This window comes from Actinomyces faecalis (genome assembly GCF_013184985.2).
Lineage (GTDB): Bacteria > Actinomycetota > Actinomycetes > Actinomycetales > Actinomycetaceae > Actinomyces > Actinomyces faecalis.
In genome coordinates, this window is sequence record NZ_CP063418.1 from 1,053,600 (window position 1) to 1,066,067 (window position 12,468).

At 69.3% G+C, this 12,468-nt stretch carries 11 protein-coding genes; 8 read left to right on the plus strand and 3 right to left on the minus strand.

The features are described from left to right. Positions 1-5: 5 nt before the first annotated feature. A complete protein-coding gene (locus HRL51_RS04485) occupies positions 6-2,036 on the plus strand; it encodes an ATP-dependent DNA helicase (RefSeq protein ID WP_172193150.1) in 2,031 nt (676 codons plus the stop codon). Positions 2,037-2,169: 133 nt separating this feature from the next. Further along, on the plus strand, positions 2,170-3,174 hold the full coding sequence (locus HRL51_RS04490; protein ID WP_172121139.1) for an L-lactate dehydrogenase: 1,005 nt from the start codon (positions 2,170-2,172) through the stop codon (positions 3,172-3,174). 154 nt (positions 3,175-3,328) lie between these two features. On the opposite strand, the gene lexA is transcribed toward HRL51_RS04490, so the two are convergent. Continuing rightward, on the minus strand, positions 3,329-4,093 hold the full coding sequence (gene lexA, locus HRL51_RS04495; RefSeq protein ID WP_172193148.1) for a transcriptional repressor LexA: 765 nt from the start codon (positions 4,091-4,093) through the stop codon (positions 3,329-3,331). Positions 4,094-4,307: 214 nt separating this feature from the next. On the opposite strand from lexA, the gene HRL51_RS04500 reads away from it, so the two are divergent. Both HRL51_RS04500 and nrdR read left to right on the plus strand, forming a co-directional pair. Continuing rightward, positions 4,308-5,120: a LysM peptidoglycan-binding domain-containing protein gene (locus tag HRL51_RS04500; protein WP_172193146.1), complete on the plus strand. Its 813-nt coding sequence runs from the start codon at positions 4,308-4,310 to the stop codon at positions 5,118-5,120. Between the two features lie 84 nt (positions 5,121-5,204). Further along, positions 5,205-5,660 carry a transcriptional regulator NrdR gene (nrdR, locus tag HRL51_RS04505; RefSeq protein ID WP_172193144.1) on the plus strand — a complete coding sequence of 152 codons (456 nt, stop codon included), beginning with the start codon at positions 5,205-5,207 and terminating at the stop codon, positions 5,658-5,660. 104 nt (positions 5,661-5,764) lie between these two features. Here nrdR and HRL51_RS04510 read toward each other — a convergent pair whose 3' ends face one another. Beyond that, positions 5,765-6,904, minus strand: coding sequence for a glycosyltransferase family 4 protein (locus tag HRL51_RS04510; protein ID WP_172121143.1), 1,140 nt, complete (start codon positions 6,902-6,904; stop codon positions 5,765-5,767). Positions 6,905-7,730: 826 nt separating this feature from the next. Between HRL51_RS04510 and HRL51_RS04515 the strand changes: the two genes are divergently transcribed. Continuing rightward, positions 7,731-8,036 carry a DUF559 domain-containing protein gene (locus tag HRL51_RS04515; RefSeq protein ID WP_172193142.1) on the plus strand — a complete coding sequence of 102 codons (306 nt, stop codon included), beginning with the start codon at positions 7,731-7,733 and terminating at the stop codon, positions 8,034-8,036. Positions 8,037-8,208: 172 nt separating this feature from the next. Here the strand turns inward: HRL51_RS04515 and HRL51_RS04520 are convergent, their stop codons facing one another. Continuing rightward, entirely contained in the window at positions 8,209-8,946 is a 738-nt protein-coding gene (locus HRL51_RS04520; RefSeq protein WP_172121145.1) for an IclR family transcriptional regulator, read from the minus strand. A gap of 83 nt (positions 8,947-9,029) precedes the next feature. On the opposite strand from HRL51_RS04520, the gene leuC reads away from it, so the two are divergent. The 3 genes from leuC (at position 9,030) to HRL51_RS04535 (ending at position 12,451) form a co-directional block, all read left to right on the plus strand. Beyond that, the gene (leuC, locus tag HRL51_RS04525; protein ID WP_172193140.1) at positions 9,030-10,451 is read left to right on the plus strand and encodes a 3-isopropylmalate dehydratase large subunit; all 1,422 of its coding nucleotides are present in this window, start codon (positions 9,030-9,032) and stop codon (positions 10,449-10,451) included. 26 nt (positions 10,452-10,477) lie between these two features. After that, positions 10,478-11,131 carry a 3-isopropylmalate dehydratase small subunit gene (leuD, locus tag HRL51_RS04530; protein ID WP_172121147.1) on the plus strand — a complete coding sequence of 218 codons (654 nt, stop codon included), beginning with the start codon at positions 10,478-10,480 and terminating at the stop codon, positions 11,129-11,131. A 183-nt stretch (positions 11,132-11,314) separates the two neighbouring features. Then, on the plus strand, positions 11,315-12,451 hold the full coding sequence (locus HRL51_RS04535) for an ROK family transcriptional regulator (protein ID WP_172193138.1): 1,137 nt from the start codon (positions 11,315-11,317) through the stop codon (positions 12,449-12,451). Positions 12,452-12,468 lie beyond the last annotated feature (17 nt).

Genomic DNA, 12,468 nt, shown 5'->3' on the forward strand with positions numbered 1-12,468 from the left:
CGGCGATGGCGTCAGCAGGTGCACCAGGCCGCCGAGGAGGCGGTGACGACGAGCAGTCGCGCGCGGAGGAGGCGCTGGCCGAGGCGGTCTCCCGCCTGGGCGGTGCCCCGCGCGAGGGGCAGGTCGAGATGGTGCGTCGGGTCGTCGACGCCGTCGAAGGAGGGCACCACCTGCTGGTCCAGGCCGGTACAGGAACGGGAAAGTCCCTGGGCTACCTGGTCCCGGCGATGGTCCACGCCGCCAGCAGCGGGCAGCGGGCGGTGGTCTCGACGGCGACCCTGGCCCTGCAGCGCCAGGTGCTTACCAAGGACGCACCGCTCGCCGCTGACGCCGTCGAGGCCGTGACCGGTGTGCGCCCCACGGTGGCGCTGCTCAAGGGCTGGCAGAACTACCTGTGCCGACACCGCGTGGCCGGCGGGTACCCGGATGACGACGCTGACTCCCTCTTCTCCGCCTCCGAGGCGACCCGGCCTGCGCGAGTGGGTGAGGCAGCAGGCGTCAGCCTGGGGGAGCAGGTCGTGCGCCTGCGCGAGTGGGCTACCCGTACGGGTACCGGGGACCGTGACGACCTGGTCCCCGGCGTCTCGGACAGGGCGTGGGCTCAGGTCTCGGTGTCCAAGGCCGAGTGCCTGGGGTCGTCCTGCCCGTTGAAGGACGAGTGCTTCCCCGAGCTGGCGCGGGCAGCGGCGAACGAGGCGGACGTCGTCGTCACCAACCACGCCATGCTGGGAATCGCCGTGGCCGGCAACCCCGGTGTCCTGCCCGAGCACCACGTGCTCGTCGTCGACGAGGCTCACGAGCTGGCCGACCGTGTGCGCAGCCAGGGCACCGTGAGCCTGTCCGCTGGTGCCGTGGCTCGCGTGGCTCAGGCCGCGCGCAAGCACGCTAGCGTCATTGCCACCGGCCTGGAGGAGGCCGGGCAGGGCCTGCAGCTCGTGCTTGCTGAGCTGCCGGACGGGCGCCTGAGTGAGGGTGTCCCGCCGGTTCTGCGCACGGCGCTGGTGAACCTGGACGCCGCCGCGCGCCAGGTGCTCACTGACGTGCGCGAGGCTGCCAAGGCCGCAGGCGGTGGCGCGGGAGGCGACGGCGCCGGGGGAGCAGCCCTGGCGCGGACCGCCGTGGCGGACCTGGTGGAGGCGGTGGAGCGCATGACGTCGGACTCGGTGGCCCAGCGCCGTGACGTGGCCTGGATCGAGCGGCCACGGATGGGAGCCGAGCCTCCGCGCCTGACCCTGGCACCGATCGACGTGGCGGGCTCCGTGGCGGACACGCTGCTGGCTGACCACGCCGCGGTGCTCACCTCGGCCACCCTGGCCCTGGGTGGGAGCTTTGACCCCATGGCGCACGCGCTAGGGCTGACGCTGGCCGCCTCGTCCTGGGAGGGGGTCGACGTCGGCACGCCCTTCGACTACGCCCGCCAGGGCATCCTCTACATCCCCACCCACCTGCCCAGGCCCGGCTTCGGGATCTCCCAGGAGGCCCTGGAGGAGGTCGTCGCCCTCACCCAGGCCTCGGAAGGCGGGATGCTGGGGCTCTTCTCCTCCCGGCGCGCGGCCGAGGAGGCGGCGCAGCTGCTGCGCGAGCGCACGGACCTGACCGTCTACGCCCAGGGCGAGGACCAGCTGCCGACCCTGGTAGAGGCCTTTGCCGCCGATGAGGACTCGTGCCTGGTGGGCACCCTGAGCCTGTGGCAGGGCGTGGACGTGCCAGGACGCACCTGCCGCCTGGTCGTCATCGACCGTATCCCCTTCCCACGGCCGGACGACCCGGTGACCCAGGCTCGCAGCGAGGCTGTGGCGGCTGCCGGAGGTAACGGCTTCATGAGCGTGTCCGCCACCCACGCAGCCCTCCTGCTGGCCCAGGGGGCCGGCAGGCTCGTGCGGCGGGCGGACGACCGTGGCGTCGTCGCCGTCCTGGACCCCAGGCTGCGCACGGCGCGCTACGGCTCCTTCCTAGCCCGCTCGATGCCGGCGCTGTGGCCCACGCGTGAGCGGGACGTGGTGCTGGGGGCACTGGCGAGGCTCGCAGCAGGCTGACGGCGTGCTGGCGGGGCGGGTACGCCTGGCGTGAGGTGTGGCGCACGAGTGCCATAGGTCGTGGCTCGCCGCGTACCCTTGACACGGAGGGGCTGCGGCTGTCCCTCGTTACTCATGATCCGGAGGTATCCCCGTGTCCGAGTCCATCATCCCCAACACCGCCCAGGGGTCCTACCCCACCACGCCTGGGGGACGCCCCTCCAAGGTCGCGATCATCGGTGCGGGTGCGGTCGGTTCGACCCTCGCCTACGCCTGCGTGACCAAGGGGGTGGCCCGTGAGGTCGTCCTGCAGGACATCGTCAAGGAGAAGGTCGAGGCCGAGGCGCTCGACATCGCCCAGGGCATCCAGTTCACCTCTGCCGGCGCCGTCTCCGGCTCTGACGACCCTGAGATCTGCCGCGACGCGGACGTCATCGCCATCACGGCTGGTGCCAAGCAGGAGCCGGGGCAGTCCCGGCTGGAGCTGGCCGGCGCGACCGTGGGCATCATGGAGAAGATCCTGCCCACGCTGGTCGAGGTCGCTCCCAACGCCATCTTCGTGCTCGTGGCCAACCCGGTGGACGTGGTGACCTACTGCGCCAAGAAGATCACCGGACTGCCCGAGAACCAGATCTTCGGCTCGGGGACGGTGCTGGACACCGCCCGGATGCGCTACCTGGTCTCCCTGGAGACGGGCACGGCGACCCAGAACATCCACGGATACATCGCCGGTGAGCACGGCGACTCCGAGGTCCCGCTGTGGTCCTCCACCCAGATCGGCGGCGTGCCGATCACCCAGTGGGGCAAGACGGTTGACGGTGGCTACTTCGACCAGGACAAGCGCGACCGTATCGCCCACGACGTCGTCCGGTCCGCCTACCGCATCATCGAGGGCAAGGGCGCGACCAACTACGCCGTGGGCCTGGCCGTCCAGCGCATCATCTCCGCCGTCCTCAACGACGAGCAGCGCGTGCTCACCATCTCACCGCTGCTGAGCAACTGGCACGGGATCTCGGACGTGTGTATGGCTGTGCCGACCATCGTCGGCCGTGACGGTGCGGGGCGCCGCCTGGAGCTGCCGCTGACCCTGGACGAGCGCGATCGCCTGACGGCCTCGGCCGAGCGCCTGCGCGACGTCGCTCGCGGCCTGGGCTACTGATCGCGGGCCGCTCGCCGGGCAGGGCCCGCGTGCAGCGTGCGGCAGGGGCGCAGACACCTGGATGACGACGACGGAGCCGCACCTTCACACCAAAGGTGCGGCTCCGTCGTCGTGCGGGCAGGAATGAGCGAGGCGGCGGACGGAGCCGACCGGGCTAGAGCGCGCGCAGGACGGTGACGACCTTGCCCATGATCGTGGCCTCGTCGCCGGGGATCGGGGCGTAGTCAGGGTTGCGGGGCAGCAGCCACTGGTGGCCGTCGCGGCGTGAGAGCACCTTGACCGTGGCGGAGGCGCCGTCGACGTCCTCGACCATCGCAGCCACGATGTCTCCGTTGGAGGCGTCCGGCTGGGAGCGGACGACGACCCAGTCGCCGTCGCAGATCGCGGCCTCGATCATCGAGTCCCCGTGGACCTCAAGCATGAACAGCTCGCCGTCCCCGGTCAGGCGCCGGGGCAGGGCCAGGACGTCGTCGACCTCCTGCTCGGCCAGGATGGGGGAGCCGGCGGCGATACGTCCCACCAGGGGGACGGCCACGGCCTCGCCCTCGGCTATGCCGGGCAGGACCGGGAGGTCGGGCTCGGGGCGGGCAGGCTCCTCGGTCCCGGTGGACTGGCTGGGCTCGGGCTCGATGACCTCCAGGGCGCGCGGCAGGCGGGGGTCGCGACGGATGAGGCCGATGCGCTCGAGCTTGTCCAGCTGGTGCTTGACGGAGGACGGGCTGGTCAGTCCCACCTGGGAGCCGATCTCGCGCATGGAGGGTGGGTAGCCGTGGGCGCGGACGGCCTGGCGCACGGCGTCGTAGACCGCGCGGGCGCGGTCGTCCAGGCTGTCCACCACCTCGGCCACGCTCTGGGGGTGCGGCGTGGACGGGGCGGAGGAGCCTGTCTCCTCGGCAGGGGAGAGGGAGCGTCGTGTCATCGCCGTGTCCTTCGTGTCAGCCGCGCTAGCCGGGCAGCGGCTGCTGCTCGTGCACGAATTTGTGTCGGTGGTCAGTGGTGGTCTTGACGTGTCAAGCCTACGGGCCATACGCCACAGCTTCAAACATGTGTTCGAAGACGCTCTGGACGTGTCGCCCTGACGGCGCTATCGTATCGAACAGGTGTTCGTCGAACACGTGTTTCAGGAGGAAGTCATGAGTGCTCTTGCCGCCCCGCCCTCGCCCCGTCTGCGTGCCGCCTCGGCCGCCTCGGCCCAGGAGGCTGCTGCCCAGCGCCTGGAAGGTGCGCGCGCAGGCCGCTCTCACCTGCGGCTGGTCACTCCTGACTTCGTTCCTGAGGAGGCGTCCGCGTTGCGTGAGGGCAGGCCTGCTGGGCCTGCTCCGGTCAGGATCGGTCAGCGCGCCGCTGGCCGCAAGGAGGCTGTGGCAGGGCCTGAGACCTCGGGCTCTGCCTCGACCGCGGTGACGTATGAGCGTCAGGCTGCTGGCGCGGTGGCAGGGGCGAGCCTGCAGGAGCTGGCGCCTCACCACCCTGCTGTACGGGCTCAGCGCCAGCGTGGTCTGCTGCAGGGCGAGTCTCGTCGTGGCCAGGCTGGACGCCTTGCGAGCGATCGTGAGGGTGTGCAGCCTGGGCGGGCGGACCGCCGGGCCGCGGCGCAGCCGGTGCGGGGACGTCAGGAGATTTTGTGGGAGCGTCGGGCCCAGGAGAGCAAGACGCAGTCGTCGAGGCAGACGCTGCCGGTGGCGCTGCGTCGTCTTCTGGTGCTGGCCGGGACGGTGGTCGCTGCGGTCGTCCTGGTGGCGGGAGGCATTGTCCTGTCAGGGTTCGTCTCTGAGCCGGTCGCTGGCGGGACGACGACGGTGCGGCAGGGAGAGTCGCTGTGGGACATCGCCTCGGCGACGGGGACCCAGGACGTCTCCGCCGCGGTCTCGCAGATCGTGGAGCTCAACAACCTGGACAGCACGACGCTCCAGGCTGGTCAGACCCTGGTCCTTCCGGCAGGCTGAGCAGCTAGGCGCGGCAGGCTTGCAGCTGTGAGCCTAGGGCCCTACGCTCCGAGCACACGACTTGCGAGGACTCGGAGGCGACGCGTGCACTGCCCATTCTGCCGATATGACGGTTCGCGCGTTGTCGACTCCCGGACTACCGATGACGGGCTGTCGATCCGTCGTCGTCGTGAGTGTCCTCAGTGCGGTCGGCGCTTTACCACCACGGAGACCGCGAGCTTGTCCGTGCGTAAGCGCTCAGGGGCGGTAGAGCCCTTCTCCCGTGACAAGGTCGTGGTGGGTGTGCGCCGTGCCTGCCAGGGACGTCCGGTATCCGATGACGACCTGGCGCTGCTGGCTCATCAGGTTGAGGAAGCGATCCGGGCCTCCGGACAGGCTCTCATTGACTCTCACGACGTCGGCCGGGCGATCCTTCGCCCGCTGCGCGAGCTCGACGAGATCGCCTACCTGCGCTTCGCCTCTGTCTACTCCGGCTTCAACACCCTGGGCGACTTTGAGAAGGCCATCGCCGAGCTGCGCGAGGCCCACCGCAAGGACTGACGGAGGTCCGCGACCTCTCGCAAGGCTCCTGAGACAGGGAGGGGCCCGTGTCACGAGGCCGGGCTCATGGGCGCCTGCGGCGAGACAGTACCTACCGGGACTGCTTAGCGAGCGTCGATCGTGGCGACGAGGCTGTCGACCAGCCCCGGCCAGGTCCAACGTTCCTCCATGAGCTGACGTCCGGCCCGGCCCATGCGCGCGCGTAGCTGAGGATCCTGGAGCTGGCGCACCAGGACCTCAGTCAGGGCGTCCTCGTCCCGGCCGTCAACGACGTTGCCGGTGACCTCCTCCTCCACCGTCTCTGGTGCGCCCCCACTCGTTCCTGCAATGACGGGTAGACCGGCGGCGGAGGCTTCCAGAAAGACGATTCCCAGGCCCTCGACGTCGAGGCCGCCGCCGCGGGTGCGGCAGGGCATGGCGAAGACGTCGCCCATCGCGACGTGCCAGGGCAGCTCCTCGTAAGGGACCTTGCCGGTCAGGATGATCGACTCTCGCGCCGGCGAGGCGCGCTTGAGCTCCGCCAGGCGCCTGGCGTAGGAGCCCCACCCTACGATGACCAGGCGGGCGTCAGGAGCTGCCTCGACGACGCGAGGCCATACCTTGATCAGGGAGTCCTGGCCCTTGCGCGCGACCAGGCGTGAGACGCAGACGACGGTCGGGGCCTCGCCGAGGTGGTAGCGGTCGCGCAGGAGGGAACGGGCTGCTGGGTCGGGACGGAAACGCTCTGTGTCGATGCCACTGGGAAGGCGCAGGACATCCTGGTCGGAAGGCATGAAGGGGCGCAGGCGACCAAGGGTGTAGCCAGAGATATAGGTGATGACATCAGCGTCACGGAAGATCTTGCGCAGCGCCTGTCGAGCACCCGGAACCATCGACCAGCCGACCTCGTGCCCGTGGGTGGTCGCGATGACCTGGGTGACGCCGGCGCGGTGGGCTGCTGCGCCGAGCAGGCCCAGGGGAGCTGCTGCCCCGAACCAGACGGTCTCGATGCCGCGCTGCGTGATGGCCTGCTCCATCCGGCGGCGCACGTCCGGTGTGGGCAGCAGCATGTGGGTGGGGACCCGCAGGACCTCGTAGGGCAAGGTGGCGTCGTAGGCGCGGGCTGCCTCCTCGCCCTCCGGTGGCGTCGAGGCCAGGACGGTGAGGTCGTCAGCCGGCAGACGGCGGCAGTAGTCGTCCAGGTAGGACTGGATCCCGCCCACCACGGGCGGGAAGTCGTTCGTGACCAGGAGCGTGCGGCGCATGGGAGCCAGTGTAGGTGGAGGGCTGCTCCTGCCCTCCCACGCTCGGATCGCGTTTGCAGCGTGGTCTCCTGCGTATGCGGCTAGCAGCGACGTCATAGACGCGTTGACAGGTGAGGGAACCGCGATCTCAGAACCGCCCGGTCAGCGCCCGGGCTCCACAGGAGACCGTGGGGACGCCCTTGCCCACAAGACTGGTGCGGGTCGACGGCGTAGAGGGTTCCTGCCGGTGCATTCTCGGAGGGCCAGGACCCCGTCTCGCCTGCTCGGCAGCACTGCTTCATGGGGGATGGACTCGTCTTCAGGAGCCGGACGTCCATGCTGTGCAGACCACGACACCGGCACGTTCGACGATTGAGCTTCCGCAGGTCGTCCTTGGCGGTGACCGAGTGCGCTCACTGACCAGTGCGCCTTCGGGGGAGAGCGCTCTGTCCTCAGGGCAGCGCGTCCGGGGCAGACCGGTGCGACTACGGCGTCATGTCCGTCGCCCTCGGGATCTCGGGACGGTAGAGATGGTGAGAGGGCTGCCGGTCACCGACCTGAGGACGACGCTGCTGGACTGTCTCATTGACCTCGATCCGCTGGCGGGCATGGTTGCCGCGGACTCACTGGCTCGTCTTCTTACCCGTCCCGAGCGCTTCCGAGAGAGGAAGGCGCACGAACGCTGGAAGCAGGTCAGGGATGAGCTGCAGGTCCGGCTTGAGGCGCTGCCTCGTCGTCGGGGAAAGGCTCGTGCTCGACGCCTGCTCAGCTCATCAGCCCGTTCTCCGAGTCGCCAGGAGAGAGCCAGCTGCGACTTCACGTGCTGGCTGCGGGCCTGCCCGAACCGGTGCTGCAGCACCGTGTAGAAACCGGTGACACGGTCTACTTCATCGATATCGCCGTTCCTGGCGCGGACATCGCGGTCGAGCTCGACAGCCGGGTGAAGTACGAGGGGAACGTGAACGCGCTGTACGAGGAGAAGGTGCGTCAGGACGCCTTGACCCGTGCAGGGTGGACAGTGGTGCGGGTCAGGACGGAGGAGCCTGGGCAGCCGCAACGGGTGGTCAACGAGATCGTGAGCCACATGCCGGCCCGAACCTACGTGCGTATGACCCCGCGTGGATGGATGCGTCCGCGTCACCCACACCCGTGATCGAGGGGCTGGCTTGATTTCGCGTACGACAGGATCGTGATCGCGCTGACAGCGCGATCCCGGCTTGGGAGGCTCGAAATCAGACGCAGGTGATCCGCCGAGGTCCGGCTCTCAGGCGGCGCAGACCAGGAGAGGCGGTGCAATCCTGTCGACCATGCAGGCCGGTACGGTCTCAGCCCTCGTCGGCGCTGCGCAGCACCTCGGACAGGCGCCTGGCGGCTGCCATGACCACCGGGCCGTGGACGCGTCCGGGCTGGCGGCCCATCCGCTCGATCGGCCCGGAGATGGAGATCGCTGCGATCACCTTGCCGCTGGCTCCACGTACCGGAGCGGAGACCGAGGCGACCCCGGGCTCGCGCTCACCCACGGACTGGGCCCAGCCCCGGCGTCGGACCGCCGAGAGCATGGTGGCGTTGAAGCGCGCTCCGGCTAGTCCGCGGTGCAGGCGGTCCGGCTCCTCCCAGGCCAGGAGGATCTGGGCGCCCGAGCCGCCGAGCATGGACATGGTGGCTCCAACCGGAATCGAGTCGCGCAGACCGATGGGGCGCTCGGCGTTGGCCACGCAGATGCGCACGTCGCCCTGGCGGCGGTAGAGCTGGGCGGACTCGTGCGTCTTGTCCCGCAGCGCCGCAAGTACCGGGCCGGCAGCGGCGAGCAGGTGGTCCTCTCCCGCGGCCGAGGCGAGCTCGTTGAGCCGTGGACCGAGGATAAAGCGCCCCTGAGAGTCGCGGGAGACCAGGCGGTGGTACTCCAGCGCCACGGCGATGCGGTGGGCGGTCGGTCGGGCCAGGTGCGTGGAGCTCACGAGCTGTGCCAGGGTGGCTGGTCCGGCTTCCAGCGCGCTCATGACCAGCGCGGCCTTGTCGATCACTCCGACGCCGCTGCTGCTCTCCTCAATCGATGCGTCCATAATCTGATACTGCCATCCCAAGGGGTGAGATTTCAAGTTAAGGTTTCGCGCAGTCAGAATCCTCGTGAAAGGAAGTGATCGCGATGGGAAGGACCCTTGCTGAGAAGGTGTGGCAGGACCACGTCGTGTCCCAGGGAGCCGACGGTGCCCCGGACCTGCTCTACATCGACCTCCACCTCGTCCACGAGGTCACCAGCCCGCAGGCCTTCGAGGGTCTGCGCCTGGCCGGCCGCCAGGTGCGCCGTCCCGATCTCACGCTGGCCACCGAGGACCACAACACGCCCACCCTCGACATCGACCTGCCGGTCGCGGACCTGACCAGCCGGACCCAGATCGAGACCCTGCGCCGCAACTGCGCGGAGTTCGGGGTGCGCCTGCACTCCCTGGGTGACGCCGACCAGGGCATCGTCCACGCCGTCGGCCCGCAGCTGGGCCTGACCCAGCCGGGCATGACGGTGGTGTGCGGCGACTCTCACACCTCCACCCACGGTGCCTTCGGGGCGCTGGCCTTCGGCATCGGCACCAGCCAGGTCGAGCACGTCCTGGCCACCCAGACCCTGCAGATGAAGCCGTTCCAGACCATGAGCGTGCGCATCGACGGCGAGCTGCCCGCCGGCTCCGGGGCCAAGGACGTCATCCTGGCCATCATTGCCAAGATCGGTACCAACGGCGCCCAGGGCCACGTGATCGAGTACCGTGGCAGCGCCATCGAGAGCCTCTCGATGGAGGCGCGCATGACCATCTGCAACATGAGCATCGAGGCTGGAGCGCGAGCCGGCATGATCGCGCCGGACCAGACCACCTTTGACTACCTCCGGGGCCGTCCCCACGCGCCCGAGGGCGAGGACTGGGACGCGGCCGTGGCGTACTGGAGCTCCCTGCGCACGGACGAGGACGCCGTCTTCGACACCGAGGTCGTGCTTGAGGCCAAGGACATCGAGCCCTTTGTCACCTGGGGAACCAACCCTGGCCAGGGGCTGCCCATCTCTGCCTCGGTCCCTGACCCCGAGCAGATTGCGGACGAGACTGAGCGCCGCGCGGCAGAGCGTGCCCTGGAGTACATGGACCTGCGTCCGGGAACGCCGCTGCGCGAGATCCACGTGGACACGGTGTTCCTGGGATCGTGTACCAACGGCCGCATCGAGGACCTGCGCGCTGCCGCTGAGGTGGTACGTGGACGTACCAAGGCGCCGGGCGTGCGCATGCTCGTGGTGCCCGCCTCCGCCCGTATCCGTCTGCAGGCCGAGGAGGAGGGCCTGGACCAGGTCTTCAAGGACTTCGGAGCAGAGTGGCGCAACGCCGGCTGCTCGATGTGCCTGGCCATGAACCCTGACAAGCTCGCTCCGGGTGAGCGCTCGGCCTCGACCTCCAACCGCAACTTCGAGGGACGCCAGGGCAAAGGCGGTCGCACCCACCTGGTCTCGCCCGTGGTCGCTGCGGCCACCGCGGTGCGCGGCACGCTGTCCACCCCCGCCGACCTTCCCGCTCTGACCCCCGCGGCCTGACCGTCCCGAGACCCAAGGAGACACTCATGGAGAAGTTCATCCGCCACACCGGTATCGGGGCACCGCTGCGTCGCAGCGCCGTCGACACCGACCAGATCATCCCCGCCGTGTACCTCAAGCGCGTCACCCGCACCGGCTTCGAGGACGCCCTGTTCGCCTCCTGGCGGGCTGGCGAGGCCGACTTCATCCTCAACCAGGAGGCCTACAAGCGTGCCAGCGTGCTCGTGGCCGGCCCGGACTTCGGTACCGGCTCCTCACGCGAGCACGCCGTGTGGGCGCTGAAGGACTACGGCTTCAAGGTGGTGCTCGCCCCGCGCTTCGCCGACATCTTCCGAGGCAACGCGGGCAAGCAGGGGCTGGTGGCTGGCGTCATCTCCCAGGAGGACGCCGAGCAGCTGTGGAAGATCCTGGAGACCGAGCCCGGCACCGAGGTGACCGTGGACCTGGAGCGGCGCACGGTGGCCGCAGGCGGTTTCCGCACCACCTTCCAGATCGACGACTACGTGCGCTGGACCCTGATGGAGGGCCTGGACGACATCTCGCTCACTCTCCATCACGAGGAGGAGATCGCCGCCTACGAGGCCGCGCGTCCCTCCTTCAAGCCGCGCACGCTGCCGGCCCGTCACCTGCCTGAGGTGCCGGTCGTCCCGGCTCGCGCCGCGGACATGCCGGTGGCATAGGAGTATCCGTCGTCAACGACGGCCTGTCTCCAGGGGCGCCGCCAGAGAGGGTGGTTCTGGCGACAAAATAGTTTCATTGTTCTGTCGGAACTCTTGACATAAAGGAGGTGGCGGGATTATGCTCTTCCCATGCCATCTCCCAAGGTTGTGAGGTCGGCATCCCGTCAGATTCATCAGGATGCCGTGATTCGTGCCCTGCGCCTGCAGGGTGCGTCCTCACGCCGTGATCTGCAAGAGGCCACGGGGCTGTCACGGTCAACGATCAGCTCAATCGTCAATGAGCTCATGGCTGCGGGTGAGGTCGAGCGCTGCTCAGCTGCCCGCACCGGCCGTGGCCGCCCGGTGGAGCTGGTCCGTGCTGTTGAGGACGCGCAGCGTAGCTGGCTCGGCATCGAGTTCAGCCACGGCCGGGTGCACGTGGTGCTCGTGCAGGGGGAGAACCTGGTGCGCGCGCAGGCGTGGCACTCATATACGGGACAGACCACCTGGTCCCAGCGCTTCGCGATCGCCTCGCAGCTGCTGGCTCGGGAGGTACCGGCAGATGTGGCCGTCTCCGGCGTGGGGATCGGTTTCCCCTCATCCGCGGTCATGCGGGGCGAGGACCTGATCGCGCGCGGCCAGGAGGGTGCGCTCGAGCTGATCCGCGAGGTCGCCGCGGAGGTGGGGCAGCGGTATCACGCCGCGGTGTCCGTGGACAACAACGCCCGCCTTGCCGGTCTTGCTGAGATGCTCTGGGAGTCGGAGAGTCAGCCGGAGAACCAGGTTTACGCCCGGGTGTCGGACGGCATCGGTGCGGCGCTGGTGTGCAACGGCCAGCCTGTCACCGGTGAGTCGGGATTCGGCGGTGAGATCGGCCACCTGACTGTCAAGGCCGACGGCGCCCGGTGCCGGTGCGGCAAGCGCGGTTGCCTGGAGACGGTGGCCTCGGCGAGCGCGATCATCCGGCGATGCCGTCAGGGCGGGGTGGAGGTGGCGGGCATCGAGGATGTCGCGCAGGCCTACCACCAGGGCCGGCGTGTGGCGGTCGAAGCCGTGACCGAGGCTGGTCAGGCCCTAGGCAAGGTACTGGGAAGAGTCTGTGTGCTCATTGATCCGGCACGCATCGTCCTGGCGGGCACCGTGGTGTCTGCTCTGCCCCACCTCGTTGACGTGGTGCGCGACCAGGTCGGGCTGGAGCTGCTCCCGGTCAACCAGGTCGTCCCGCTGACCGTGCACGCGCGCCTGGGCGAGGACGCCGGTGCGTTGGGAGCGGCACTGATGGCGATGAGTGCCGCCCGGCTTCGCTACCCCATCTTGATACCGGACAGGTCAGTGAGCTGATCCTTCCTTCAACCAAC

What these genes read in the sequence shown, in the direction of transcription:
- lexA (WP_172193148.1), bottom strand. Translation starts at nt 4,093, where the DNA reads ATGACACGACGCTCCCTCTCCCCTGCCGAGGAGACAGGCTCCTCCGCC.
- HRL51_RS04520 (WP_172121145.1), bottom strand. Translation starts at nt 8,946, where the DNA reads ATGGACGCATCGATTGAGGAGAGCAGCAGCGGCGTCGGAGTGATCGAC.
- HRL51_RS04510 (WP_172121143.1), bottom strand. Translation starts at nt 6,904, where the DNA reads ATGCGCCGCACGCTCCTGGTCACGAACGACTTCCCGCCCGTGGTGGGC.
- HRL51_RS04485 (WP_172193150.1), top strand. Translation starts at nt 6, where the DNA reads ATGGCGTCAGCAGGTGCACCAGGCCGCCGAGGAGGCGGTGACGACGAG.
- HRL51_RS04500 (WP_172193146.1), top strand. Translation starts at nt 4,308, where the DNA reads ATGAGTGCTCTTGCCGCCCCGCCCTCGCCCCGTCTGCGTGCCGCCTCG.
- leuC (WP_172193140.1), top strand. Translation starts at nt 9,030, where the DNA reads ATGGGAAGGACCCTTGCTGAGAAGGTGTGGCAGGACCACGTCGTGTCC.
- leuD (WP_172121147.1), top strand. Translation starts at nt 10,478, where the DNA reads ATGGAGAAGTTCATCCGCCACACCGGTATCGGGGCACCGCTGCGTCGC.